The sequence below is a fragment of the Mycobacterium heckeshornense genome (genome assembly GCF_016592155.1).
Taxonomy (GTDB): Bacteria; Actinomycetota; Actinomycetes; order Mycobacteriales; family Mycobacteriaceae; genus Mycobacterium; species Mycobacterium heckeshornense.
In genome coordinates this window covers 2,375,963-2,401,789 of the sequence record NZ_AP024237.1, presented here as the reverse complement: position 1 = coordinate 2,401,789, position 25,827 = coordinate 2,375,963, and the positions used below count along the sequence as shown (strand labels likewise).

The 25,827-nt window shown below is 66.6% G+C and carries 26 protein-coding genes and 1 pseudogene; 13 read left to right on the top strand and 14 right to left on the bottom strand.

Translation table 11 applies throughout. The features are described 5' to 3' along the window. Positions 1-55 precede the first annotated feature (55 nt). Positions 56-898 carry an SDR family oxidoreductase gene (locus MHEC_RS11540; protein WP_048891032.1) on the top strand — a complete coding sequence of 281 codons (843 nt, stop codon included), beginning with the start codon at positions 56-58 and terminating at the stop codon, positions 896-898. On the opposite strand, the gene MHEC_RS11535 is transcribed toward MHEC_RS11540, so the two are convergent. Further along, complete coding sequence (locus tag MHEC_RS11535; protein ID WP_048891031.1) at positions 895-1,662, bottom strand: SDR family oxidoreductase; 768 nt, start codon at positions 1,660-1,662, stop codon at positions 895-897. The genes MHEC_RS11540 and MHEC_RS11535 overlap by 4 nt on opposite strands. Further along, a complete protein-coding gene (locus MHEC_RS24200) occupies positions 1,659-2,003 on the bottom strand; it encodes a hypothetical protein (protein ID WP_048891030.1) in 345 nt (114 codons plus the stop codon). The genes MHEC_RS11535 and MHEC_RS24200 overlap by 4 nt, the downstream gene beginning before the upstream one ends. A 202-nt stretch (positions 2,004-2,205) precedes the next feature. Between MHEC_RS24200 and MHEC_RS11525 the strand changes: the two genes are divergently transcribed. The 4 genes from MHEC_RS11525 to MHEC_RS11510 all read left to right on the top strand — a co-directional run bounded on the left by MHEC_RS11525 (position 2,206) and on the right by MHEC_RS11510 (position 5,147). After that, positions 2,206-2,625: a hypothetical protein gene (locus tag MHEC_RS11525; protein WP_053093991.1), complete on the top strand. Its 420-nt coding sequence runs from the start codon at positions 2,206-2,208 to the stop codon at positions 2,623-2,625. Next, complete coding sequence (locus MHEC_RS11520) at positions 2,622-3,710, top strand: dihydrodipicolinate reductase (RefSeq protein ID WP_071700346.1); 1,089 nt, start codon at positions 2,622-2,624, stop codon at positions 3,708-3,710. The genes MHEC_RS11525 and MHEC_RS11520 overlap by 4 nt, the downstream gene beginning before the upstream one ends. A gap of 309 nt (positions 3,711-4,019) precedes the next feature. Further along, positions 4,020-4,706, top strand: coding sequence for a hypothetical protein (locus tag MHEC_RS11515; protein ID WP_048891028.1), 687 nt, complete (start codon positions 4,020-4,022; stop codon positions 4,704-4,706). A gap of 18 nt (positions 4,707-4,724) precedes the next feature. Beyond that, positions 4,725-5,147: a hypothetical protein gene (locus MHEC_RS11510; RefSeq protein WP_048891027.1), complete on the top strand. Its 423-nt coding sequence runs from the start codon at positions 4,725-4,727 to the stop codon at positions 5,145-5,147. 171 nt (positions 5,148-5,318) lie between these two features. Here MHEC_RS11510 and MHEC_RS11505 read toward each other — a convergent pair whose 3' ends face one another. The 5 genes from MHEC_RS11505 to MHEC_RS11485 form a co-directional block, all read right to left on the bottom strand. Beyond that, positions 5,319-5,684, bottom strand: coding sequence for a hypothetical protein (locus MHEC_RS11505; protein ID WP_235434777.1), 366 nt, complete (start codon positions 5,682-5,684; stop codon positions 5,319-5,321). A gap of 279 nt (positions 5,685-5,963) precedes the next feature. Next, positions 5,964-7,154 carry an amidohydrolase family protein gene (locus MHEC_RS11500; RefSeq protein ID WP_048891026.1) on the bottom strand — a complete coding sequence of 397 codons (1,191 nt, stop codon included), beginning with the start codon at positions 7,152-7,154 and terminating at the stop codon, positions 5,964-5,966. A gap of 108 nt (positions 7,155-7,262) precedes the next feature. Further along, positions 7,263-7,895 (bottom strand): cysteine hydrolase family protein, encoded by a 633-nt coding sequence (locus MHEC_RS11495; RefSeq protein ID WP_048891064.1) that lies wholly within the window; start codon positions 7,893-7,895, stop codon positions 7,263-7,265. Between the two features lie 181 nt (positions 7,896-8,076). Next, positions 8,077-8,976, bottom strand: coding sequence for an LLM class F420-dependent oxidoreductase (locus MHEC_RS11490; RefSeq protein ID WP_048891025.1), 900 nt, complete (start codon positions 8,974-8,976; stop codon positions 8,077-8,079). Next, positions 8,954-10,090, bottom strand: a complete 1,137-nt coding sequence (locus MHEC_RS11485) for an acyl-CoA dehydrogenase family protein (RefSeq protein ID WP_048891024.1) — start codon at positions 10,088-10,090, stop codon at positions 8,954-8,956. The genes MHEC_RS11490 and MHEC_RS11485 overlap by 23 nt, the downstream gene beginning before the upstream one ends. Positions 10,091-10,196: 106 nt before the next feature. Between MHEC_RS11485 and MHEC_RS11480 the strand changes: the two genes are divergently transcribed. The 4 genes and pseudogenes from MHEC_RS11480 to MHEC_RS11465 all read left to right on the top strand — a co-directional run bounded on the left by MHEC_RS11480 (position 10,197) and on the right by MHEC_RS11465 (position 15,093). Further along, positions 10,197-11,396 (top strand): amidohydrolase family protein, encoded by a 1,200-nt coding sequence (locus tag MHEC_RS11480; protein ID WP_048891023.1) that lies wholly within the window; start codon positions 10,197-10,199, stop codon positions 11,394-11,396. Between the two features lie 7 nt (positions 11,397-11,403). Next, positions 11,404-12,360 carry an acyl-CoA dehydrogenase family protein gene (locus MHEC_RS11475; RefSeq protein ID WP_048891022.1) on the top strand — a complete coding sequence of 319 codons (957 nt, stop codon included), beginning with the start codon at positions 11,404-11,406 and terminating at the stop codon, positions 12,358-12,360. Continuing rightward, the gene (locus MHEC_RS11470) at positions 12,357-13,553 is read left to right on the top strand and encodes an acyl-CoA dehydrogenase family protein (RefSeq protein WP_048891021.1); all 1,197 of its coding nucleotides are present in this window, start codon (positions 12,357-12,359) and stop codon (positions 13,551-13,553) included. Before MHEC_RS11475 ends, MHEC_RS11470 begins: the two co-directional genes overlap by 4 nt. Beyond that, positions 13,553-15,093: pseudogene (locus tag MHEC_RS11465) on the top strand (class I adenylate-forming enzyme family protein). The gene MHEC_RS11470 and the pseudogene MHEC_RS11465 overlap by 1 nt, the downstream one beginning before the upstream one ends. Here MHEC_RS11465 and MHEC_RS11460 read toward each other — a convergent pair. Then, positions 15,070-15,948, bottom strand: coding sequence for a helix-turn-helix domain-containing protein (locus tag MHEC_RS11460; RefSeq protein ID WP_048891019.1), 879 nt, complete (start codon positions 15,946-15,948; stop codon positions 15,070-15,072). The pseudogene MHEC_RS11465 and the gene MHEC_RS11460 overlap by 24 nt on opposite strands. Positions 15,949-16,039: 91 nt before the next feature. Between MHEC_RS11460 and MHEC_RS11455 the strand changes: the two genes are divergently transcribed. The 4 genes from MHEC_RS11455 to MHEC_RS11440 are packed head-to-tail and all read left to right on the top strand — an operon-like array spanning position 16,040 to position 19,264. Beyond that, positions 16,040-17,083, top strand: coding sequence for a zinc-binding dehydrogenase (locus MHEC_RS11455; protein ID WP_048891018.1), 1,044 nt, complete (start codon positions 16,040-16,042; stop codon positions 17,081-17,083). Continuing rightward, entirely contained in the window at positions 17,080-17,487 is a 408-nt protein-coding gene (locus MHEC_RS11450; protein WP_048891017.1) for a nuclear transport factor 2 family protein, read from the top strand. Before MHEC_RS11455 ends, MHEC_RS11450 begins: the two co-directional genes overlap by 4 nt. Continuing rightward, the gene (locus tag MHEC_RS11445) at positions 17,484-18,302 is read left to right on the top strand and encodes an SDR family NAD(P)-dependent oxidoreductase (protein ID WP_048891016.1); all 819 of its coding nucleotides are present in this window, start codon (positions 17,484-17,486) and stop codon (positions 18,300-18,302) included. Before MHEC_RS11450 ends, MHEC_RS11445 begins: the two co-directional genes overlap by 4 nt. Positions 18,303-18,307: 5 nt before the next feature. Next, positions 18,308-19,264: an LLM class flavin-dependent oxidoreductase gene (locus MHEC_RS11440; protein ID WP_048891063.1), complete on the top strand. Its 957-nt coding sequence runs from the start codon at positions 18,308-18,310 to the stop codon at positions 19,262-19,264. Positions 19,265-19,329: 65 nt separating this feature from the next. On the opposite strand, the gene MHEC_RS11435 is transcribed toward MHEC_RS11440, so the two are convergent. From MHEC_RS11435 to MHEC_RS11410, 6 genes are all read right to left on the bottom strand, one after another. Further along, positions 19,330-20,514, bottom strand: coding sequence for an amidohydrolase family protein (locus MHEC_RS11435; RefSeq protein ID WP_082169839.1), 1,185 nt, complete (start codon positions 20,512-20,514; stop codon positions 19,330-19,332). A gap of 164 nt (positions 20,515-20,678) precedes the next feature. Further along, a complete protein-coding gene (locus tag MHEC_RS11430; RefSeq protein ID WP_048891015.1) occupies positions 20,679-22,160 on the bottom strand; it encodes a class I adenylate-forming enzyme family protein in 1,482 nt (493 codons plus the stop codon). Next, positions 22,157-22,957, bottom strand: coding sequence for an enoyl-CoA hydratase/isomerase family protein (locus tag MHEC_RS11425; protein ID WP_048891014.1), 801 nt, complete (start codon positions 22,955-22,957; stop codon positions 22,157-22,159). The genes MHEC_RS11430 and MHEC_RS11425 overlap by 4 nt, the downstream gene beginning before the upstream one ends. Next, positions 22,954-23,766, bottom strand: coding sequence for an enoyl-CoA hydratase/isomerase family protein (locus MHEC_RS11420; protein ID WP_048891013.1), 813 nt, complete (start codon positions 23,764-23,766; stop codon positions 22,954-22,956). Before MHEC_RS11420 ends, MHEC_RS11425 begins: the two co-directional genes overlap by 4 nt. Then, entirely contained in the window at positions 23,763-25,004 is a 1,242-nt protein-coding gene (locus MHEC_RS11415; protein WP_172442122.1) for an acyl-CoA dehydrogenase family protein, read from the bottom strand. Before MHEC_RS11415 ends, MHEC_RS11420 begins: the two co-directional genes overlap by 4 nt. A gap of 14 nt (positions 25,005-25,018) precedes the next feature. Next, on the bottom strand, positions 25,019-25,825 hold the full coding sequence (locus MHEC_RS11410; RefSeq protein ID WP_048891012.1) for an enoyl-CoA hydratase/isomerase family protein: 807 nt from the start codon (positions 25,823-25,825) through the stop codon (positions 25,019-25,021). Between the last annotated feature and the right edge of the window lie 2 nt (positions 25,826-25,827).

The window sequence follows — 25,827 nt, the reverse complement described above, 5'->3', positions numbered from 1 at the left end:
ATCTGAAAAATTGAGTTCTCAGTATGCAGGGCCCGGGTCGCGAGAGGATGGCCGCATGGACGATGTGCTGGGGTATGAAGGCAGATCCGTCGTTGTGACGGGCGCGGCGTCCGGCATGGGCCAGGCGGTGGCGCAGATTCTGGTCGACCTCGGGGCCACGGTTACGGCGCTCGACATCAACCCGACGACCGTGCCGGTCGCCCGTGCGCTGCAAATCGATCTGCGAGACCGCGCGAAGATCGAGGCGGTCGCTGCCGCGATCGACGGTCCGGTCCACGGACTCTTTAGCTGTGCGGGACTGCCGGGGCCGCCGTTCAGCGAGTTGGACACCATTGTGGTGAACTTCGTGGGCGCCCGTCATCTCGCCGAACAGCTGGTGCCCAAGATGCCAGCGGGTTCGGCGATTAGCGTCATCTCGTCGGCGGCGGCGTTGGGCTGGCAGAACCACATCAAGCCGATCACCGAACTCCTGGAGACTTCGGGATTCGACGCAGCCGTCGCCTGGCTGCAGGCCAACGAGCAGACCTGGTCGTGGAGCGGCTACGCCTATTCGAAGTACGTGATCGATGCCTGGGTTGGCTGGTGGTATCCCGAGCTGGCCCAGAAAGGGATCCGGATCAACTGCATCAACCCGGGCCCGACCGAGACTGCGATGATGCCCGCGTTCCAGGATTTCGCCGGCAAGGAGGTGGTCGACCAATCGGTGGGCCCGATCGGGCGGTACTCGACACCGGAGGAGCAGGCCTGGCCCCTGGTGTGCCTGGGCAGCCCGCGGCTGAGCTACGTCGGGGGCGAGGTGCTGTGGACCGATGGCGGCTGGAACGGCGCGATGACCATGGGCCGTCATCGGGCAGACTGGGCCGACACCGCGGCGGCGCAGGTTCCCGAAGACGGCTAATGCTTCGACGGGCTCTTCATGATTCGAGGCGCCAGGTGGACGATGTCGCTGACCACGGTCGGGTTCGCGCGCGAGGAGGCGATTAGCGACAGCATCGCGTTTGCGACGTCGTCGACAGCGGACATCCTGGCCGGGATCTGGCCCTCCTGCACCCAGGCGCGGTACAGCTCGGCCAGCAGATCGCGGTCGGCGCCGCGCAGAATCTCGGTGCCCTCGGTGGGACCCACACTGACACGGATGACGGCCAGCTCGGGATGCTCGGCCCGCCACGATCGCAAGATCTCGTTCAGGGCTGCCTTGCTCGCGTGATAGGCCGCCACGCCGGCGCGCGGCCGTCCGACGTCGTGGCTGGACGCGACGAGAACGACCGCGTTGTCGGCCAGGTGAGGCAGTGCGACGCGTAGGACATGGGATGCGCCGATGGCATTGACCGCGTATGCGTGCAGCCACGTCGTCACGTCGGTGTCCTCGACCCGGGCGAACGGCACGGCGGCGCTGGTGAACACCACCGCGTCGAGTTGCCCCAAACGGGCAACGACTTCGGCGATCACCCGCTCGATCGCAGCCGGGTCGGACACGTCAAGTTCGTGCGCAGACCCGTCGATCTGATCGGCGAGTTCGGCCAAAAGCTCGGTCCGCCGTGCCGCAAGCGCAACGGCGGCGCCCCGATCGTGGGCGGCTCGGGCCAGCGCGTGCCCGATGCCGGAGGAGGCCCCGATGACGAGCATTCGGGTTCCCTTGAGGTTGGTATGCCGATCAGTCATGCTCTGCTTTCCCTGGCGTAACTTCTCACCGGCGAAGTGGCTGCCGGATGGGCCGCAATGATCAAACCGATCCTGCGTCGACACTGGCCGCATTCCGATGCCGGCCCGCGGGTCTCGGCCACCTGTTTGCTGGTTCGCGCGGCGGCGGGCACGTCGCGCAGGACGGGCGTGTCGTCCACGTCATGCTGCTGCCACACAACACGGGCGGATACGCGCCGATGCCTGCGGCAAATGAGCCAGCTGTCGGCATCATCGACCCGCCGCGAGGGCCCCATCCGCCCGGCTTCCGGGAGGCTGAATTCGGCGGCGGTCACGATGCGGCGAAACTCGGCGTTGCTCATGGCCGGCCTCCTTCGCCCGTTGTTCGCGAACTTGAGAATTAATGTTCTCACATGCCGCGACCGTCCCCACGACGTCCGGGTTTTGCCAACGGAGGAAACAACCCCTGAGCGCGAATATCTAAATATCTAAAAAGAGTGCCGACAGAATCGGTAACACATATTCTCGTGACGTGACATATGGAGCTTTTCGACCAGACGCGACATGACGAAGCCCGTTGACCACAGCGCGGATTCGGACGTCGCCGAATCGGCCAAGGCCAGCTCCTGGCCTTGGCCCGCACGAGTGGGGTGGGGGCTGTTCAGCATCGCCTATCTGATCTTCGGCATGGTCGCGGTGATGTGCCTGCGCGACGACCGTGGAGAATTGGTGCTGATCAACCGCATCGACCACCGACTGCCCGCGGGGGCGGGTCGGCCGAGGGTGACGATGACCCGCCAGCTACCGACCTCAGGGGTGGTGGGTGTGGCGACGTTCGCCGTGCCGCTGACCGTGCTTGCCGGGCTGCGCGAGGCCGGGTTATTCCGGGCCTCCTTCGTCGAGAAGCCGTACCCGGAAATGAAACTGTATGACCCTTACGGCCATCGCGAGGACGCCGGTAAGCCAGGACTTTTCTACCGGTGACGCGGTATCGGGTAGTCCATGTCGGCACCGGGCTGACCGGGCGTCAGGCGCTGCGAGCACTCATCGACGATCCCGCGCTGGAACTGGTCGGGGTGAAGGTGTCGACACCGGAGAAGGTCGGCGCGGACGCGGGCCGGCTGTGCGGGACGACGGATGTCGGCGTCGTGGCGACCGACGACTTGTCCGCCGTCCTGAAGCTGGCTCCGGACTGCGTCGCGTACTGCGCGACGGCGGTCCGGCGCGAGGAGGAGGCCATCGCCGACATCGTCGCCTACCTCGAGGCGGGCATCAGCGTGGTGACCTGCGCGACGATCCCGCTGGTCTATCCCGCGGCCGCCCCAGCAAAATGGCGCACAGCGTTGGAAATTGCAGCCGCCAAAGGAAATTCGACGTTCTACGCTACCGGCGGCGAGCCGGGTTTCATCAGCCTGAACATCCCCACTGCACTACTCGCGGGGGCCGGGCAGGTCGACGCCTACCGGATGGACGAGTACGCGCTGGATCTGGACAGGTCCTATCCGCTCTGGGACGTGCTGCACGAGTCGATGGGTTTCGGAAAGCCCGACGGCCATGTGCCGGCGCGCATCGCGTCGGGCAAGGTGACTACGGATTGGGAAACCGTTGTGCGGTACCTCGCCGACATTCTCGGTTTCGAACTTGACCGCGTAGAACTGGATTGGGAGACGCTGCTTGCGCCGACCGATCTGCACACCGCGGTCGGGGTCATCCCGGCGGGCACGATCTGCGCCCACCGGTGGCATCTCGCAGGCCTGGTCGGCACCCGGGCGGCGGTCGCGGTCCAGTACTTCGCGACGGTGAGCACCGCGCCGTGGCCGGAGCGCTGGCCCAAGCCGGTCCGCGACGGCGAAGGCGGAATGGTGTTCCGAGTCGTAGGCAACCCCAGCATGACCCTCGCGCTGAACTTCGAGCAGCCGACGGCCCAGGAGGTGAACTCCGGTGTCACCGGTACGGCTATGGCGGTAGTCAATGCGCTTCCCGCCGTAGTCGAAGCCCCGGCCGGGGTCATCGGCGAGCCGTTGTCCGGGTCGGCGATTGTCAGCAGGCAGTCTCGGATCGCTCGTTGAGAACAACTGCTCTTAATATCAGAAATTAATGTTATCATCTGCTTGCGGCGGCCTCCGGTGGCCGCCGCGGGATCGAGGAGCAGCTGTTGCTTGCAGAAATCACCCGCATGAACTTCGCGTGGGGCGCAATGGGCGTCATCGTCTGGTTCTGGTACTGGCTGCTGTCGAGAATTGGCACGCTCTGATGGACGAGCAGGATCGACGCCGGCGCCGCGCACTCATCGTGTTCCAAGTCTTCGTTTACGGCTGGCTGGTCACGATGTTCTTGATCCAGCTGCAGATGCTGATGACCAGAAAGTGGTAGACACAATGGCATCGCCGGCAGCATCGCTCTCTTTCGACCAGCATCAAGACGAAAGTCGCCGGGCGCAACGACAAGCCGACAGATGGCTGATCGCGGGCACCATCCTGATGGGGACGCTGGTGCTGGGCCTGGTGGGACTGCCGGTCTTCTGCCGCGGTGCATATCTGTTACGGCGGGCCCAGCTGGCAGGGCTTTCGGTGCGGCCGATGATGGTCACGCTGATCGGCTATGTGATCATCCTGGATGCGGCGATCAACAGCATCGGCTGGGGCCTCGACGTTTTCGCCAACCATTCGTTGATCACCCGGACCGTCTTCACGGCGTGGGGCAACCTGATGGACGGCGGCTACTTCTGGCACTACAACGAATTGTGGATCGGCGGCGCGGGCGCACCCGGTGAGAAGGCATGGATCATCGTCTGCATCGTCGTGGTGTTTCCGATGCGAATCGCCGCCGCGATCGGTCTTTTGCAGATGAAGCGGTGGGGTCATCAGTGGACGATCGTCACCTGCTGGTTCGGGTTAATCGCTTGGATGGGTTACATCCTGAACATGACCATGTACGCCGATGTGCGCTACGCCGGCGTCGCGCTTCCGGTGATTGGCTGGTGGCTCTACAACATCTTCTACATCACGCCGTTCCTGGCAATCCCTTACCTGCACACGGTAAATCGCGAGATCTTCTCCGACTGACCGGAAGGAAGCCGGCCGATGAGCAAACGTGCGTCGAAGGATGGTGCTGCCCACGCGGAGCAACTGCCCCTTGGAACCGCCGCCGGGTTCGCCCGAATGCACAAGTGGCTCAAGCGCGGACTATTCGTCTGCCTGTTCGGGCTTGTGGTCGAGGGCGCGTTGACGGTGCCCGCGCTGGCGATCTGGTATGGCTGGCCGAACCTGTCGCTGACCGAGATTTGCAGCGAACTCATGAAGGTTCGCTATGCCGACGACACCCTGCAGTGCACGCAGCCGTATCCGTTGTCGGGGCCACCGTTCGGCGGAGCACCCGAGGCGGCCGGCCAGCGGACCGCCCGGGACAAGTGGGGCATTCAGCCGGTGCCCGAATATCCCCGAATCGGATTTCGTGACCTCGTCAGGATTCACCACGAGCACGAGGCCGCATCGCCGCAGCGCTGACATCAGGTGCCAGGCACGCCCACCGATAGGGAACGTTTGCCGGCAGCGGGCCGGCCATCTTGACGACAATGACGTCGGCTTATTCGGCGCCGTCGATGACCGGCGGCGGCTCGATCGTCTTCATCTGGTCGACGTCGTCGAAGATCCCCCGGCGAGACCGATCTTCACGGGCTAGCCGAGGTCGAGCGCATCCCGCGGCGCGGTGATCGGCAGATCCAAAGACGTCGCGATGCCGGGAGCCGCGGCGACGACGTAGGGGATGGCGTTGACCGCGCGCATCGCCGTCGCTTCCATCGCGTTGTGGTTGGCCGACTCGGGAGTGTCTTCGGTGCCGAGCCGCAGGTCGCAGCGGATACGCGGTCGGCCGTCGATGATGAGGCGGTAGGTGCCGTTCGGTGCCGAGGCCCACTCCGGCGCGAGGTCGGAGGCCATCCGGTTGATGTGCTCGATCGTAATCACCGGATGCCCGTTGACGATTCCGGTGGTCTCGGCCCGGACGGCGCCGCAGGTTTCGGCCGGAATAGTTCCGCACGCCACTTGCAAGCGTGCGCGGCGTGGGCACGCGTTCGTAGGTCTCGGTGATGGTCTCGAGCTCGACGCCGAGGGCCTTGGCCACTGGCCGACGAGCAGCCGCGGCGCCACTGCGGCGGTGCGTCATCGGCGAATGCCACTTGTCGGGCGCAATAGTTCACCTGCACCGACAGCCCGGTCACCGATGAGGTCTCTTGCACCAGAATCGGACTTGGCGACAAGGTGCGGTGGGTGATCGCTGTGCCGTACCTGCGTCGTCGAGCTTTGCTGACGTCGGTGCCTGTGTCACGCCACCATGAGGCCCAACTGTTCGATCGCGTTGCCGCCCATGATCTTTGCCTTGGCGGTCTCCGGGATCCCCTCGAGACGGTCGACGAAACTCAACGGATCACCGATGCCCTCGGGGTGTGGAAAGTCGGAGCCGAACATCACGTGGTCCTCGCCCATGATGTCGATGATCCCTTTGAGGTCGTCCTCCAGGAATGGGTGAATGTAGATGTTGCGCTTGAACACCTCGACCGGGTGCTCGTCGAACTCCTTTGGCATGATCTTGTATGCGGTGTTCAGCTGCTCCAGCAGGTTGCGCACCCAGCCGCTGCCGTTCTCCACGCAGAAGATCTTCAGGTCGGGGAAGCGCGACAGCGCACCGTGGCAGATCATCGCCGCGAGCGTGTCCTCGATGGCGCGGTGGCCCATGACGATCTCGCGCAGGGCGCTCGGCTTGAAGGACAGATACTCGTCACCGCCTTCCCATTCCATGAGGTGCTTCTGGTAGCCGCTGTCCGAGGCGTGCATGGTGACCGGAATTCCTGCGTTGACGACCTCCTCCCAGAACGGATCGAACTCGGGCAGGCCCATCGACCGCGAACCCCCGAAACGGCTGGGCACGGGAGCCGGACGGACCAGGAACGTCTTCATGCCCCGTTCGAGGCACCACCTGAACTCCTGGATGGCCTCCTCCACGATCGGCAAGCAAATGACCGGAGTGGCGAAGATGCGATCCTGGTAGTTGAACGTCCAGTGCTCGTACATCCATTCGTTGAGCGCGTGGATGATCGCGTGGGTCAGGATTACGTCGTCGGTGGTGCGCTCCTCGATGAGGCTGGCCAGGGTGGGATACATGACGCACTGGTCGAGGCCTAGCTCGTCCATCAGCTCGATGCGCGGCGCGGGAGCCTGGTAGGCGGGGATGACATCCATTGGCTCCCCGATGAATTCGCGGAAGGTGAGGCCTTCGGGGTTGTTGCCGAGAAAGTAGTCCTCCGCGCTGCCCGGTCGGGCCACCCGGTCGAACGTCGGGTTGGGGATCATATGGCTGATGCGGTTCTTGACGACCAGCTTCGGCCTGCCGTTGACCTGTACATAACCCACCTTGCCCCGGTGCTCTTTCGGCAGGTACTTGGTGAGAGCGTCCGTCGTCTCGTACATGTGGTTGTCGATATCGAACACCGGGTACGGCAGGGACCGGGTGGACATGGGCCGACCTCCTCGGAACAGCGAATACGTCTGTTTACGATTGTGAGAATGACGTTATCACTTTTGTCGGCGACGATCCATAGGGGTTGCCGGGCGGCGGCCGCCACGTCACGACGTGAGCGACGCCCACGCCTCGACGACGGCGTCGGTCGTCGTCACGGTCGTTAGCAGAGCCAGCGTGTTGTCGATCACCGCCTCGGCATACTCGCGGGGGAACCCGCTAACCGCGTCGCGGGGCAGCACGAACTGGTACCCGCGGTTCACCGCATCCATCGCGAAGTTCGTGATCGCCACGTTGACCGAGACGCCGACGCCGACAATCGTCTTGATCCCCAGGTTGCGCAGCACCGAGTCCAGCTCGGTGCCCGTCATCGGGCCCGCCCCGTGCAGCCGGGTCAGGACCAAATCGGTAGGCTCGGGACCGAATTCCGGCAGCACCGAGGCGCCCGGTGAGCCCGGGGTGAGGTCGGCCGAAAAGGACTTGGCCGACGCGAAAAGACGAGCGTTCGTGTTGGAGCCGCGACCGTCGGGGCGCCGCTGGATCAGGCAGTGCACCACCGCGGCCTGCGCCGCCCGGGCCGAGGTGAGCAGCTTGGCGATGTTCGGGATCGCCTCTCGGCGCGCCTCTTCGGCGAGCATCGGCAGACCCGCCTGGGGCCCTATCACACCGCCCTGACACTCCTGCGTCACGAGCGCGGTCGTTGCTGGGTCGAGCAGGTCGACGAGTCTGGGTTGGGCCATGAGAACAGACGTTATCGTGTGCCGCAGCGTAAATTCCACAAAGAGCCCGATAAAGGCCACCGAGAGGCTTCGATCTTCGGGCGCGCCGCGTTGACGACACCGCCAGACCCTGGCCGCCGAGCCCAGACCCACCGCCATCACATGTCGAGCATCCGCGTCGGCACGGCGGCCGCCGGCAGCCTCACCCGATGAACTCCCCGGCGAAGGCTTTTGCATGGTCGACGACCTCGGCCCGGGTGGCGCCGGACGGGCTGACGGTCAGCCAGGTCACCCCCATGGCCTCCAGCCTCGCGATGGTCGCGTGCCGTTCATCCGTCGACCTGCTGTCGTCAAGCAGATTGCCCGCGGAGAAGCAGATGTCCAGCGGGTCGGTGCGGCCGATCTCGGCCGCGTAGGTACGCGCCCAGGCGATCGCGGACTCCAACTGCTCGAGCGTGGAGATCTCCGCGGTGCGTGACGCGGCGGCGTAGCCGAACGTGTTGAACGGCGCCCAGCCCTGTGCGCGCGACACGGCGCGTCGCACTGCTCGCTTACTGTTGCCGCCCACCCAGATCGGCGGCCGTGATTTGGGCACCGGACGCAGCCGCACACCCCGCGCGGAGAACGACGTGCCCTCGTAGGAAACGTCGTCCCCAGTGAGCACCCGGTCCATCACGTCCAGCGCCTCGTCCAGCAGCGCACTGCGGTTGTCGAAATCTACTCCGAGGGCACGGAATTCGGGTTTGAGATAGCCGGCAGCGGTACCGAGGATGAGTCGGCCTCCGGACAACACGTCGAGGCTCTGCACCAGCTTGGCGCCCAGAAACGGGTTGCGATAGGCGGCAATGTAGACGTTGGTCAGCAGCTTGACGTCGGTGGTGGCGGCGGCCGCGAAGGACAGTGCGACGAACGGGTCCAGGGCGTGGTGCCCCCCGTGGTCGAGCCACCTGGTGTCCGGTGCGGGGTGGTCGGTGACGTGCACCGCGGCGAACCCGCTGGCCTCGGCGGCACGGGCGATCTCCCAGATGGCCGGGGCGGAGACGAACTCCTCCTCGGCCTCCACCCGGTGGGTGGGCAGTTCAAGAGAGTACGAAATGGTCACGGTCGTCCTTCCGGGTGTTGACGTGTGTGGTGACGAGGGCCGCCAGGCGTTCGGCGTGGTAGTCCGGGCTGCCCAAGATCAGCTCACTGGCCTTGGCCCGCCGGACGTACAGATGAGCATCGTGTTCCCAGGTGAAGCCGATCCCGCCGTGGATTCGCATGTTGTCCAGCGCGACCTGCAGCAGAGCTTCCGAGCATGCCAGCTTCGCCACCGACGCGGTCACCGGCAACTCCGGGCCATCGGAGACCTGCGCGGCTCTGACGGCTGCCGACCGGGCGCCCTCAACCAGCACGAGCATGTCGGCGCAGCGGTGTTTGACCGCCTGAAAGCTACCGATAGCACGGCCGAACTGGATGCGTTGCTTCGCATAGCTGACCGCCATGTCCAGGCACCGCTGAGCCGCGCCGACCTGTTCCGCCGCCAGCGCGACAAGCGCGAGGTCACAGGCGCGAACCAGTCCGTGAAGCGCCGCACCCTGCGGCCCGATGCGCCTGCCCGGCACGTTGTCGAAGTGCAGCCGCGCCACCTTGCGGGTGCGGTCGAGTGTGGTCAGCGCTTCGCGGGTGAGCCCGGCCGCGTCGCCCTCGACCGCGTAAAGTGACGGACCGGATTCCGAGTTCGCCGCCACCAGAACGATATTCGCGGTGTGTCCGTCCAACGCCAGCGCGGCCTCGCCGCTGATCCGGTGCCCGGCGTGCGCAGTCAAGGTCACCGCCCGCGGATCCCAGGCGCCGAGCCGACCGTTGAGGACGAGTGTGGCGGTGATCGACCCGTCGACGATCCCGGGCAGATAATCGCCCATGGCGTCCGTGTCCCCGCTGCAAAGCAGCGCTTGCGCCGCCAGGCCGATGGTGGAGAAGAACGGCGCGCACAACAACGCCGCGCCCATCTCCTCGAACACGATCGCCAGCTCGGCCATGCCCGCCCCGGCGCCGCCGTAGCGTTCGGGCACCGCGATGCCGTGCAGGCCCAGCTCGCGGGCCATCTGGCGCCACGTCACGTCGTCGAACCCGTGTTCGGTGGCCATGAGTTCGCGCACCCGGCTGCTCGGCGAGGTGACCGCGAGGAACTCACGCACGGCCCGGCGCAGCTCGTCGCCCTCCGTCGTCGCCACCCGCCACCTCCTAGCGCGGCCTGACCCGGGATAGGCATTCCCGACCACAGATAGTATCTTTTCTGATTTAGGAGAATAAGTATTCTCGCATGAAGGGGCCGGCGCTGTGACAACCAAGCTCGACTACGGGATCTTCGACTGCGATACGCACTGCTATGAGACGCGTGACGCGTTTACCCGATACCTGCCCAAGGAATTTCACGATCGAGCCATCACCCCGGTGCGTGCCGCAGATGGCAAGGAGGTGATTCTCGCCGGGCACCGGATCGCCACATTCAACAGCGAGGCGGGACTCGGTTTCGACCTCGCCTACCGCCCGGGTTCGCTGAAGGAGATGCTCAAGCAGATGGGCTCGGGCAACCCCGACGAGACCTACGAGCCGCAGCCGATGCAGCCCGAGTGGCTCGAGCGGGAGCCGCGCCTGCGCGTGATGGAGCAACAAAACGTCGAACGTGCTGTCATCTTCCCGGCGGGAATGGCGCTGGCAGCCGAGCACTATGTCGATGACACCGAGGCGCTGTATGCCAACCTGCACTCGTTCAACCGCTGGTTCAACGAGACGTGGGGCTTCAACTACCAGGACCGGATCTACGCTACCGCGCTGCTGTCGTTGCGCGACCTGGACTCCGCGGTCCGGGAAACCGACGCGATCCTCGACCAGGGCGCGCGCCTGGTGCTGCTGCCGACGGGCCCGGCCTACGGCCGGTCGCCGGGCGACCCGTACTTCGATCCGGTCTACGCGCGGCTCGAAGAGGCCGGTTGCATCCTGGTGTTCCATATCCAGCCGTTCTGGTACTTCGATGCGATCTCGCCGGCTTGGGGACACAACCCCGACCCGGCCGCCTGGCACATGTCGGCGTGGCAGTGGATGAACATCTATGGCCAGCGGCCCATCGAGGACACGTTGTCGGCGCTTATCTTCGACAACCTCTTCGGCCGGTTCCCCGGACTGCGGGTGCTCGTCGCCGAGCATGGCGCGGAATGGGTGCCGCAGTTCGTCGTGCACATGGATAAGAGTCGCGGCATGGGTCGCAACGGGCCATGGATCGGCGGCAAGCTGACCGAGCGCCCATCGGAGATCTTCCGCAGGCACGTCGGCGTGGTCCCCTACCCGGAGGACGACATTCCGGAGATCGTGCGGCGGCTGGGCTACGACGAATGTCTGTTGATGGGCTCGGACTACCCGCATGCCGAGGGACTGGCCGAACCCGCCGACTTCGTCAAGCTGCTTGACCCGCTGGACGGGGCGGCCAAGAAGCGGATCATGCGCGATAACGCCGACTCACTGTTGCGCGGCCGGAGCTAGTCGCGGCATGACCAGCGCGGACACCGCCGATCTCGACCTGCTGCGCGTCTCGGCGCGCAAGTTCTTGGCCGAACGCGGCGCGAAGCAGTCCGTCGAGGACCTCGCGGCGCTGGACTGGACCGGGCTGCTCGTCGACGAGGCGCTGGGCGGGGCTGGCTGGCGGCCGGTCGAGACCTGCGTGGTGGCCGAGGAACTGGGGCGTGCCCAGGACCGATCGGCGTGGTTGGGCACCACGCTGGCGGCCGCGGCGGTGGCGTCCGCGCCCGAGGATGTCAGACAGCGATGGCTGTCGGACCTGCTGAGCGGTGCCGTCACCGCGGGAGTGGTCGGCGCCAGTATCGCCCGCGTCGTTGGCGGCGACCAGGTGAGTGTGATAGTCACTTTGAGCGGCAATGGAATTCATCTCATCGATGGTGCTGCGGTGGCGGTTGAGATCGAGGCCGATCTGCTGGACGTCACTCGTCCCGTGTGGCGTGTGGACATTGGCGACGCGCCACGCGTGGCGATCGGCTCTCCGCAGCGGGCCGCCCAGTTGGCCGCGGTGGCCCGGTTGCTCGTCGCCGCCGACTCTCTTGGCGCGGTCTCCATGGCGCTTGAACGGTTGACGGCCTACCTCAAGAAGCGGGTGGCCTTTGGCGTGCCGATCGCGAGTTTCCAGGCGATCCAGCACCGGCTGGTGGACCTGTTCGTCTTCGAGGTCAAGGCGCGCGCAGTCGTGATGAAGGCCGCGCGAGCGGCCGCCGCCGACGACGATCGGGTGATCGAGCTGTCGACCGTCGCGCACGCATTCGTCACCGCCAAAGCGACTGCGGCTGTGGACGAGTGCATGCAACTGTCCGGCGGCATCGGTTTCACCTGGGAGTATCCGTTGCACCACGAACTGCGCAGGGTTTTCAGCAACGCGCAGCTGATGGGCAGCCCGCGGTCGAGTCGCGCGCTGCTGGCCGAGGTGTCGGGCTGGTGACCGGGCTCGGGAGCCGGCCCAACGCCGAGCAACTGGCGGAGTTCCGGGACCGCGTGCGGGCCCACATCGCCGAACACGCTCCGCCCTTCCGGGCCCGCGAAGGCCACCGGGCGCCGGAAAACGCCGAACAGGAAACCCAGCTGCGGGCCTGGTTCGCCGGGCTGTTCGAGGCCGGATTCGTGGGTGCGGACTGGCCGATCGAATATGGCGGCCGCGCCGATCACCACCCGCTGCACGACCGCATCGTCAGCGAGGAGATCCTGCGGGCCCGCGCGCCCCGGCCGGTCGACCAGGTCAACCTCGCCGCGCATGTGCTGCTGCACTTCGGTTCGGAGGACCAGAAGCGCGCGCTGCTGCCGCCGATCCGGCGCAGCGAGCACGTCTGGTGCCAGTTGCTCAGCGAGCCCGACGCCGGAAGCGACATCGCCGCGGTGCGCAGCCGCGGCGTGCAACGTGACGACGGCAGCTGGGTCATCGACGGACAGAAGACGTGGATCACCGACGCCCACTGGGCCGACATGGGGCTGGCGTTGATCCGCACCGATCCGACTTCTTCGCGTCACCATGGCCTGTCGGTGTTCGCGGTGCCGTTGTCGGCGCCCGGTGTCGAGGTCCGGCCGATCCGCACCATCGGCGACGCGATCGAAATCAACGAGGTGTTCCTGTCCGGCGTGGTGGTCGACGCGGACGGTCTCATCGGCGAAGCCGGCCAGGGCTGGTCGATCATCATGGCGGGCTTGGACTTCGAGCGCTTCGGTATCGGCGGCAACGTCATCCTGCTCGAGCTGTTGATCGCCGACCTGGTGACGGTGGCGCGCAACGCGCTCGTTGACGGCATCCCGGCGCTGAGCCATGCCGACATCCGCCAGGAGGTGGCCGACCTGGCCGTGGAGGCGGAGGTGGCCAAGGCGTTCATTGACGACCATGTGGAGCGGCTCATCATCGGCGCGGAACAACCGGGCGACGGTTCAATCGCGAAGTTGAGTTTCGCCGAGACCTACCACCGGCTTTCAGCGTACGGTGCCGAACTGGCGGCCGCCGTCGACGTGGGCGCCGACGCGGAGGCGCAACACGCCAAGGAGCGCTTGCGAGAATGCTGGCTGTGGTCGCGCGCGTACACGGTCTCGGGGGGAAGCTCGGAGATGATGCGTAACATCCTCGCAAAACGCCGCCTGATGTTGCCGAGCGGCTGATGGGCGAAACCTTCTGGGATCTGGTCGACGCTGCCGCCGAGAATCACCCCGACCGCTGCGTGCTCGCCGATGACTTCGGGCGCAGTCTGACCAATGCACAACTGCGTAACGCGGCCGAGCGCACCGCGGCCGCTTTGGCGCAGCACGGCATCGGCTCCGGCACGGTGGTGTCGTGGCAGCTGCCCACCACACTGGAGACGATGGTCGTGTCGGTGGCGCTGACCCGGCTCGGCGCCACCCAGAACCCGATCCTGCCGATCTGGCGGGAAAGCGAAGTTGGTTTCGTGACAGCGCAACTCGGCACCGAGGTCATTCTCGTTCCGGGGCTGTGGCGCGGGTTCGACCATGTCGCGCTGGCGCACCGACTGGCCGAAAACCGGCCGATGACGGTCTTGGTGATCGATCATGAGACCCCGGTCGTCGATGCCCTGCGGGTCCCCGTCGGTGACCCGGCGTCGCTTCCAGCACCGCCTTCCGATGCGACGCTGCCGAGGTGGATCTACTACTCGTCGGGCACCACCGCCGCGCCGAAGGGGGGTACGGCACTGCGATCGCTCGGTGATCGCCGGATCAGCCGGGGTGGTGCGGATGATCGGCGCCACGAGCGACGACGTCAACCCGATCGCGTTCCCGATCTCGCACATCGGTGGGGCGGCGATGCTGGCGGCGAGCCTGCTGACCGGCATGCGGATGGTGTTGTTCGACGAGTTCGATCCGGTGCGTACGCCCAGGGCGATCGCCGCGCACAGGCCGACGCTGCTGGGGTCGGCGACGCCGTTCTTTGTCGCCTTCATGACCGCCCAGCGCGAGCAGGGTGGCGAACCGCTGTTTCCGGGAGCTGCGCGGTTGCGTGGCGGGAGGCGCGCCGATCACCCCGGAGCTTGGCCGCCAGGTGCGCGAAACGCTGTCGGTCGCCGGGGTCGCGAACTCGTGGGGGCTGACCGAGTTTCCGGTCGCCACCTCGCCCCCGCCGGACGGGCCGCCGGAGGTGCTCGACCACACCGTGGGTCGTCCGGTGCCGGGCGTGTCCGTCCGCGTGGTCGACGAGAACGAACGGGAAGTCGCCGTCGGCGAGGAGGGCGAACTACGGCTCAAGGGGCCGCAGTGCTTCCTTGGCTACGTCGATGAGGCCCTGAACGCCGACGCGTTCGACGCCGACGGCTGGTTCCGCAGCGGTGATCGTGGGCGCGTCGACGCCGACGGCAACGTCGTCGTTACCGGCCGCATCAAGGACGCGATCATCCGCAACGCGGAGACCATCTCGGCGCTGGAAATCGAAGGTGTGCTCGCCACGCGCCCGGCCGTCGCCGACGTCGCGGTGATCGGAGTGCCGGACCCCCGCACCGGCGAACGGGTTTGCGCTGTGGTGGTCGCGCAGCCGGGCGCCGAGGTGAACCTGCCGATGCTTGCCGAGCACTGCCAATCGAAAGGGTTGAGCAGGCACAAGTCGCCGGAGCGACTTGAGATCGTCGAAGCGCTGCCGCGCAACCTCACCGGCAAGGTGCTGAAGAACGACTTACGTGCGCGGTTCAGTGCTTGATGTGAGTTGCTGTATCTCGGCGAGAAGAGGCTTTGCCATCGCGCGGATCTCACCCATTGTCATGGGTCTTACCGGATGAATGCCCAAAACCAATTGAATGTGCCCGTGTGCGTCGAGAACTGGTGCCGAGATCGTCGCGACTGGCCGAGGCGCGCGCTTGCCGTCTTCCACGACCAAAGCGGCCGAGGTGAATTCGAGCCTCAACTGGTCGATGATCGAGCGCATGCTGACCGGTAGCGCGTGCTCGGACAGCGAATCAATGGCGTGCGCCGCCTGCGCCAGCGCCGGTGTCATCCAGTCGATGTCGTAGCCGCGTTCCCGTGTCTGGGCGAGCACATCGGATAGCCGACATGTCAGTGCCGCATCGCCCGCCGCCGCCCGTTCGATCCAGGCGCGCTGTGCTTCGGCGGTGTCCCATGCCGCGAAAGCAACGCCGAATGGCGCCATATAGGGGATGCGCTCGTTTGGCGACGCGGAGATGGCGCGACCCTTCGGCTGCTCAAACGCCGTGATGACGAGGTCGTCGCCGGCACGCTCGATGACCGACGTCGGGACGTCGACGGTGACTGCCAGGCGCCGTGCGGCCTCGCGCGCCAGGTGGGCGATCGGACGGGCCTCGTCGAGCCGGGCGGCGATGAGCGAGACCGCCGGGCCCAGGGTGAACGTCTTGGCGACGGGATCTCGGCTGATCCACCCGCGGTCGGTGAGGGTCTTGAGGATCGCGTGCGCGGTGGCTTGCGACAAGTCGAGTTCGCGGACGACGTCGGAGAACCGCAGCTGCCGGTTGCCGGGCAGGCTGAGCAACTCGACGACGTCGAGGACCCGTTCGGTCGGTGCCGATCCAGTTCCGCGCAACCTTGACTCCTCGTGGGACGCCTTCTACCGTCAATTCAGAATTTCGAGAACTATATCTCGAATAATCGAGAAGTGGGGCGGCGTGCGCGCAGTGGTGTTACGGGGCGGCCGGCTAGAGGTCCGCGAGACCGCCGATCCGGTGCCCGGGCACGGTGAGCTGTTGTTGAAGACACTCAGCACGGCGATATGTGCCTCCGACGTCCATTTCATGGACCATCCCGAGCTTGCGATCGATGATCCGACCGGGCGTTCGCTGTACGACCCCGACCGCGACATCGTGATGGGCCACGAGTTCGTGGGTGAGGTCGTCGGCCACGGTCCGGGTTGCAGCGGCGCTTTCCCCGTCGGTGCACGCGTTACATCGATGCCCATCCGGATGGTCGACGGCGGGGCAGGAGGACTGCGGATCATCGGTCAGCATCCCGAGGCGCAGGGCAGCTTCGGTGAGCTGCTGGTGGTGCCGGAGGCGACGGCGAAAGTCGTGGAGGGCCCGGTGTCGAGCGACGCGGTCGCGGTCGTTGACGCGTTCGCCGTCGGTGAGTTCTACGTGCGCTCATCGAATCTGCAGCCCGGGGAGATCCCGATCGTGATCGGTGCGGGCGCCATCGGCCTGTCGGCGGTGGCGGCGCTGTCCGCGCGCGGCATCGAACCGATTCTCGTGTCCGACTACAACGCAGAGCGACGCGAGCTCGCCGCAACGAGTTTCGGCGCCCACGTGACGATCGACCCGGCGCAGCGGTCGGTCTTCGACGTCGTCCGTGTCGTGCGAGCCGAACACCATCTGGCTGGCTCGCCGGTCGTGTTCGAATGCGTCGGCGCGCCCGGCCTCATCGACAGCATCGTCAGGCAAGCCGAGTTCTACAGCCGGATCTATTGTGCGGGCGGTTGGTACACCGGCGACACGCTCAACATCACCGAGGCCACCCGCAACGGGCTGACGTTGCAGTTCGGTGGCGGGCCCATGCCCCAGGACTGGTACGGCGTGCTCGACGCGGTGGTCGAGGGCAGACTGGACCCGCTGCCGAGCATCGGAAAGATCATCGGCCTCGACGAGGTGCCAGACGCTCTGGAGCAGGCCCGCAAATCCGAGGGCCCGCCTCGCATCGTCGTACACCCGAACGGAGACGTCGCATGACCAGTGACCGCGACGAGATCATCGACCTGACGATCCGTTACGCCACCGCGATCGACACACGCCAATACCAATTGCTATCAACGGTTTTCACCGTCGACGCAGCGTTGGACTACGGGGAGGTCGGGAGATGGACCGGCGCGGCCGAGATCACCGAGTTCATGGATCTGGCTCATGCCGGTGCCGCGCACACCATGCACCGCATGAGCAACCAGACGGTCACGCTGAACGGTGACACCGCGACGGTGCGCACGTATGTCGATGCGCTGATCCTCGGCGCTGACGGCTCAGGAGTAAATGCCATCGGCTTCTACGACGACGACGCGGTGCGCACCGCCGACGGCTGGCGGATCAGCAGGCGGACCTTCACGCCGGTCCGCCTCGGCATGGTGGCGGCCTTGTCATGACACCCTTCGCTGAGAAGTACGGCCCGTGGGCGCTGGTCGTGGGCGCCTCGGACGGCGTGGGGGCGTTGTTCGCTGAGCGTATCGCGCGTGAAGGGGTGAATGTCGTTCTCGTTGCGCGCCGTCAACACCTGCTCGAGGAGGTGGCCGCGGGCATCGGCGAATGCACCGGCGCCGCCACCAAGACGCTCGCCATCGACCTGACCGACCCCGATGCCTCGGCGCGGATCATCGACGCCACCGCCGATCTCGAGATCGGCATGCTGGTGTACTGCGCAGGTGCCGACCCGAATTACCAACCGTTCCTGGCCAATCCGGTGTCATCCGCCGAGGCGCTGCTGCAGCGCAACTGTCTCGTGCTGATGCGGTTATGTCACCATTACGCTCAACGGATGGTCGAGCGAGGCCGCGGCGGGATCGTGAACTTCAGCTCGGGTGCCGCGCTCGCGGGCGGACCGAATATGGTTGCCTACGGCGGTACGAAAGCCTTCGACCTGGTTTTCACCGAAGGGCTGTGGACCGAGTTGCACGACAAGGGTATTGACGTGCTGTGCCTAATTCTCGGTAAGACCGATACCCCGGCATTGCGTGAGCTCGAACACCGCCGTGGTCAGATCGCGTCGCTTGATGAGGTTCCGCCGAACGCGGTCGCACCACAGGTCGTCATCGACGAAGCGTTCGACAATCTCACCAACGGCCCCACCCTGCTGGTGGGTGACATGATGCGCATGGCCGGCGAGGTATTCAAAACGATGTCACGTAACGACGCGGTCAAACTCGTCATGCAGGCCAGCGAAGCGGTGATGGGACCCCACTGATGCCGATGTTCACGCTGCGCTTCGACATGCGGGCCCCGGCCATCGGAGCGCCGGCCTCCGATCTGTACGCGGCCGCGATTGACATGGCCGCATGGGCGGAGACCCGCGGATGTGTGGCGGCCGTACTGTGTGAGCACCACTGCGCCGACGACGGTTACCTGCCGTCACCACTGCTGCTGGGGTCGGCGATCGCCGCACGCACTAAACGGCTCATGCTGAACCTGGTGATCATCCTGCCGTTCTATGACGTGGCCCGCCTGGCCGAAGACATGGTAGTACTCGACCACATCAGCGCCGGCCGGGCCAGCTATGTCTTCGGAATCGGCTACCGCCACGAGGAATTCGACCACTTCGGCCTCTCGCTGTCGGACCGCGGCCGACTGGCCGACGAGAAGCTCGGGCAGTTGCGCCGGCTACTGGCCGGCGAGGTCGTCGAGCACGCGGGACGGCGCATGCGGGTGACTCCGCAGCCACGCACACCGGGCGGGCCGACGATCATGTGGGCTGGCGCCAGCCTTGCCGCGGCGCGGCGCGCCGGCCGCAACGGTCTGGGTCTGCTCGCTAACGGCGGCGTGCCCGGCATGCGCGAGGCCTACGAGGAGGCCTGTCGGCAGCACGGTCACGAGCCGGGCTTCGTGCTAATCCCCGAACGCGACACCGCCACAAACTGTTTCGTGGCCGACGATGTCGACGCAGCCTGGGACGAGATCGGTGGGTATTTGCTGCACGATGCGATGTCGTACTCCGAATGGAACCCCGACAACACGACTTCGGCCAACATCACCACCGCGAAGACCGTCGACGAGTTGCGCAGGCAGGCCACGACGCACGTGATCCTGTCGGTGGCCGAGGCAGCCGAGCGAGTCGCCGACGGTGAGGTCATGAATCTCTCACCACTGTGCGGCGGGATGCCACCGGAGGTAGCGTGGCCTTACCTCGAACGCTTCGTCAAACTCGGCTGACGCCGATCGCAGCCCTTTGTACGCAGACCCCGAGAAACGGTTCGACCTATCGTGCGCTCGGCGGTTCAGATGCCGATGAGTTGCTTGAGGTTGCCGCCCATCACCTTCGCGGTGGTCTCTGTCGGCAGCGACCGTAGTTCCTTGACGAACTCGGCGGGTTCCGCGAGCCCCTCGGGATGGGGGTAGTCCGAGCCGAACATCACCCGGTCGGCGCCGAGTACGTCGATCAGGTGCGACATGTCCTCTTCGTGGAACGGGTTGACCCACACGTGCCTGCGGAAGACGTCGCACGGATGCTCGGTGAACTCCTTGGGCTTCTTGCGGTACACCCGGTCGAACGCGTCGAGAAGCCGTGTCGCCCAGGACCCGCCGTTCTCGACCACACCGATGCGCAGCCCCGGGAACCGCTCGAACACCCCGTGCGCGATGAACGCGGCGAGTGTGTCGAAGATGTGCCGGCTCTCTTCGTAGATGAAGCCACGCAGCTTGGTCAGCTGGAAGCCCTGGAACTCGCTGGGGGTTTCCCAGTCGTCGACGTAGCGGTCGTAGCCGGAGTCGGAATTGTGCATCTGCACCGAGATTCCCGACGACTCGACCAGCCGCCAGAAGTCGTCGAACTCGGGCAGGGCAGGAGACCGCGACGTGCCGTCCTCGCGGGGCACCGGGGCGGGGCGGAGCAGCACCGTCTTCGCCCCGTTGTCCAGGCACCATTCCAGCTCCTGGACCCCCTTGGCGGGGTCGTTGAGCGAGACCGCCGGCACGGGGAAGATCCGATTCTGGTAGTTGAACGTCCAATCCTCGAGCAGCCAGCGGTTAAACGCATGGGTCACCGCGTGGGTCAGCTCGGTGTCCGACTTCGTGCGTTCCTCGAGCATGCCCGCCGTCGTCGGGAACATCAGCGCGCCGTCGACGCCCTGACGGTCCATCAGCGCCAGGCGCAGATCGGGCCGGCGGAACTCGTCGGGGCAGCGGATCGGCGCGGCGAGCTCGCGCAGCGTCTTTCCCTCCGGATTGATGCCGCGGTAATAGTCGGCCCACGCGCCCGGCGTGGGAATCACCTCGTACGTCGGATTCGGGATGCACTCGGTGACGACGCCCAGGATCTGCAGCTTCGTGCGGCCGTTCACGTCGACGAATTGGAGCGCCCCGGAGTATTTCTCCGGCAGGTAGCGGGTGTAGGCGTCGACGGTCTCGTACATGTGGTTGTCGGCATCCCACACCTCGAAGCCTCGCGAGTCGTCCACCAGCACCTCCACCGCGCGAGAATTAATATTCTCAAGATAGCAAACCGGGGTATCCGTCGGCTAGCGGACCCGACTGGCTCATTAAGCGGCCGCTGTCGACATCGGGGGTTCGCCATCAGACATCGACTTGCGTACGGTCGGCAGGGCAAACCGCTGGCTGACAGATGGTCTCACCGATTCCGGCCCGACGGCGATCGTGGTCGGGTGGCGACCATCGCGGCGAGTTCGCGTTTGACGACCTTTCCGGTGTCGTTGCAGGGCAGCTGCTCGACGAACACCACACGCACCGGCACCCGGTAGGGCGTCAAGCGCTCTCGGCACCACCCGATCAGGTCGTCCTCGGTCAGTTCGTCGCGCTCACGAACGACGAATGCCCACGGCACCTCACCGAGCCGTTCGTCGGGGACGCCCACCACGGCGGCCTCGCGCACACCGTTGGCGGCGAGCAGGACTTCCTCGACCATGCCGGGAAACACCTTGAGCCCGCCGCGGTTGATCATGTCCGACACCCGGCCATCGAGCCACAGGAACCCGTCGTCGTCGAACCAGCCCAGATCACCGGTATGAAACCACCCGTCATCGGTGAGCCGATCCAGGAACGCGGGGTCGATCCTGCGGGCGGCCGTCGTCGGCGTGCGCACCAGCACCTCGTCGTTAACGACCGTGACGTCGATACCGGGCAGCGCCCGACCGACCGACCCGAGCTTGGTTTCGCCCCACTCGCGGGCATCGGCCGCCGACCACCCGACGACCTCGCCGCCGAGCTCGGTCTGGCCGTACGAGTTGAGCACGAGCACGCCGAACTTGTCCCGGAACCGGCGGGCCTGCACCGGGGACAGGGGAGCGGTGATCGAGCGCACGATCTTCAACGGCGACAGGTCAGCGATCGATTCGTCGTGCAAGACCATGGTCAGCGCCGCGGGCGGCAACACCGTCGACCGCAACCGGTGCCGCTTGACCAGTGCCGCGAAGTCCGCGGGCGAGAACCGCTCCATCAGCACCACGCCGGATCCCGCACGGTAGGCGAACAGCACCTGATAGATGCCGGCCCACAACGACAGCGACAGCGGTACCAGGTTCGGCATCGGTGCTCGATCACGCTTCGGCGCAACAGGTTTCGCTCCGCGCAGTTTGGCCAGCAGGCGGTCGATCAGGTCGAGCACCGTGGTGTGCCGCAGCGGCACCGGCTTCGGGGGCCCGGTGGTCCCAGAGGTGAACTGCAGCAGCGCGACATCCGCGTCGTAGCGCCTGGTGTCGGTGGCCTGCCCGGTCCCTGGGGCCAGCGTCCAGGACAAGTTCGTCCCCGAGAGCACCGGCAAGTTGTATCCGCTGAAGCGGTGGGCCAGTTCCGGCGTGGTGATCACCGCGGCCGGCCGCAGCGTCGCCAGTTGCGTCTCCAACTCGGGATCGGCGGCCCTCGGGTTGAGCGGCGTGTAAACCCCCCGCGCGCGCCAGGTGCCGAACAGTGCGGCGATCGTGACGGCGTCGTTGGGCAGCATCGCCGCGACCACCGAGCCCGTCACCACGCCCGCCTCGGCAAGCAGCTTTCCCGCTTCGTTCGCCCCGGCAGTCAGCTCGGCGCGCGACACATCTTGACGCAACGTGTGCACGGCCACATCGGGCACCGACTCAAGCAGCACGGCCAGGCTCACGAGTCCGCCTCCAGCGGTTGCCATTTCGGCGTTCGCTTGTCGGCGAACGCTAGCGGGCCCTCGTTCTGGTCGGGATGACCCCACATCGACGTCAGGTGTTTAGCGCCCTCGCGGCACGCGTCGGTTAGGCCATGCTCGAGCGCACCCCACAGCGCCCGCTTGGTAGCGCGCATCGCCGCGGGGGAATTGCGGGCGATCTTCTCGGCGAGCTCCTGGGCGACCTCGCGCAATTTGTCCGGCGGATCGACGATCTGGCTGATCATGCCGAGCTCGTAGGCACGCCGCGCGCTGAGCCGCTCGTGGCTGCCGACGAGCGCCATCCGCAACACCGCCTCGGCGGGCATCTTGCGCATCAGCGCGATGGTCTCCAAGGCGCTGACTTGGCCGATTGACACATGGGGGTCGACGAAGGTGGCGTCCGCGGCGGCGATGACGATGTCGGCGTCGGCGACCCAGTGCAGCCCCCCGCCCGCGCACACCCCGTTCACGGCGGTGATCACCGGCTTGCCCACGTTGCAGTGCCAGCCAGTCAGCTTCAGGTTCAACGTGCGCATCGTCTCCTGGAACTGTCGCACCCCGTCGCCGTCGAGGTCGTCGACGTCGGCGCCGACCTGAAACGCTCTGCCGTTGCCGGTGTGTACGATGACGCGCACCTCGGGATCGGCGTCCAACTGCCCCCATGCGCGCGGGAACTCCTCGCGCATCACGGCGTCGTATGCGTTGAGCCGGTCCGGGCGGTTGTTGATGATCCACCCGACGGGGCCGCGTCGCTCGACAATGAGACGTTGATACGTCATCGGACCTCCACAGGGGCGAGGGGCTGCCAGCGTGCCGGGCGCTTCTCACGCCAGGCGCGGACGCCTTCGGCATGGTCGGGGTGGTCGCGCAGCCGCCAGATCTCCTCGCTGGCCGCGGATCTGGCTTGTGTCAGGCCGGTTTCCAGCGCATGCCACAGCGCCTTCTTGGTGGCCCGCATCGCGGTCGGCGAGTTCGTCGCGATCGCCGCGGCCAGCCGCCCGGCCGCCGCCCGCAACTGGTCGACCGGGACGACTTCCGAGACGATTCCCAACTCATACGCGCGCCGCGCCGAGATCCGTTCGCCGTTACCTGACAACGCCATCCGGGTAATCGGCTCCATCGGTGACTTGCGCAGCAAGGTGATCGCCTCATAGGCGACGGCTTGCCCGACCGACACGTGTGGGTCGACGAACGACGCCTGCTCTGCGGCGATCACGATGTCGGCGTCGGCAACCAGGTGCAGGCCCCCGCCGGCGCACACCCCGTTGACCGCCGCTACCACCGGCTTCCACACCCCGCAATGCCACGACGAGATCTTCAGCGCGGCATCCCTGGTGCGGCGGGAGTGCTTGCGCATGGCCGCCTTGTCGCGGGCCACCTGCACCACGTCCATGCCGGTGCAGAATGCCTTGCCGGCGGCGGTGTTGACGATCACGCGCACCTGCGGATCGGCATCCAGCTCCGCCCAGGCGAGCTCGAGTTCGTCGAGCATCCGCGCGTCGAAGGCGTTCCCGGCGTCGGGCCGGTTCAGTATCAGCCAACCCACGCCGTCGGACTTCTCCACGATGAGACGCTCGTAGGTGCTCACGAGCGGGGAATCTCCTTCCAGGGCTTGTTTTTCCAGGGATCGGGCTCCCTGTCGAGCCCGAGCACCCGTTCGCCGAGGATGTTCTTGTTGACGTCAGTCGTGCCGCCCTCCGTTGAGTTCGCCAGGCTGCGCAGCATCCCGTGCACCTCGCGTGGCAGCGCATCGGGATCGGCGCCTGCCGGCCATGCGACCGCCGCGGTGCCCAGCAGGTCGACCATCAGGTTCTGGATCTGCTGGTTGAGCGTCGCCTGATGCACCTTGCCGATCGAGGATGCGGCTCCGGGCGACTGGCCTGCCGAAAGCGCCGCCCGCACACGCTCGTTCGTCCAGCCCCGGATCCTCTCCTGCGCCCACAGCCGCATGATCTTGTTCCGCACCACGGGGTCGTCCCAGCGGCGGGTCTGCTGAGCCAGCTCGATCAGGCGTTCGGCGCTGGACCCGCCCAGGCGCCCCATGCCACCCGATCCCGTGCCGGAGACCATTTGCCGCTCGCTGGACAGCGTCGACGCGCTGACTCGCCAGCCGTCGTTGACCTCGCCCACGCGATGGGCGTCCGGTACCCGCGCCCCGTCCAGGAACACCTCATTGAACTCGGCCTCACCGGTGATCTGGCGCAGCGGGCGAACCTCGACACCGGGTTGATGCATGTCGAGCAGGAAGTAGGTGATGCCGCGGTGCTTGGGGGCGTCCGGATCGGTGCGGGCCAACAGGATCGCGAAGTCCGCCTCGTCCGCCCACGTCGTCCACACCTTCTGGCCGGTGATCACCCAGTCGTCGCCGTCGCGGACGGCGCGGGTGGCCAGCGATGCAAGGTCAGATCCGGCGCCCGGCTCACTGAACAGCTGGCACCATTTCTCCTCGTTGCGCACGATCGGCGGCAGGAAGCGGCGGCGCTGTTCCTCGGTTCCGTGACTGAACAGCGCGGCGGCGGCGTTGTTGAGGCCCAACGGGTTCAGCCTGGTCAGCCGCAGCGGGCTGAGCACCGCCTCGATGGCCGAAGCGACCTCGTTGCCGATGCCGAGACCGCCGTGCTCGGGCAGCCAGGTCGGCACCACCAGACCGGACCGGGCGAAGGTTGGGTACCAGCGGCGGTACTGCTCGGGGCTGCGCACGGCGCGCAGCGCGGCCGGGCCGTCGGCGGCCGCAGATCGCCAGGCGGCGGGAACCTCGGCTTCGACCCAGCGTCGCACCACGTCGACCGCTTCGTCGGCGGGGGTGTCGGCGGTAATCGGCAGCATGCTCGTCGGCCCAATCACCGGCCCTGAAAACGCGCGTCGCGCTTGTCTTTGAAGGCCGCCAGGCCTTCGCGGAAATCCTCGCTGCGGCTGGATAGTTCGAGCGCCATGGCTTCGTTGTGCAGGTGACGATCGATATCGAGCCCGTTGCCGGCGTGCAACAGCCACTTGGTCAGCCCGAGCGCCACCGTCGGGCCCGTGGCGAGCCGGTCGACCAGCTGCTCGGCGGCGGCGTCCAGCTGCTTGGGTGGGTGGGCAGCGTGAATGAGACCCCACCCGGCGGCCGTGCCGCCGGTGATCTCGTCGCCCAGCAGCAGCAAGTGCCGGGCGCGGACCATCCCCACCAGCCGCGGCAACAGCCAGGCGGCGCCGCTGTCGGGGGTGAAACCGCGGGCCATGAACGGCTCCCAGAACCGGGCGTCGTCGGCCGCCACGCAGAAGTCCGCGGCCAACGCGATGTGGAAGCCCAGGCCCGCCGCCCAGCCGCGCACCACCGCGACGATGGGCACCTGGGTCTGGAGCATCAGCGGGATGAGTCGATTCGCCTTGTTGGGCAGCCGGCGTTGAATGCTGCCCACGCGGGGTTTGCGTTCCGGCCTGGCGTTGTTGGCGATCAGGTCCGCGCCCGCACAGAAGTCGGGACCGTTGGCGTCGATCCGGATCACCCGCACGGACTCGTCGGTGCCCGCGTTGGCGAGGTGGCCGATCATCGCGTCGAGCATCACATCGTTGACGGCGTTGCGCCGGTCCGCGCGGTCGAACGTCAAATGCAGGACGGCCCCGCGTTGTTCGGCGCGAAGCCCGGCGACACTCGAATAACCCATGG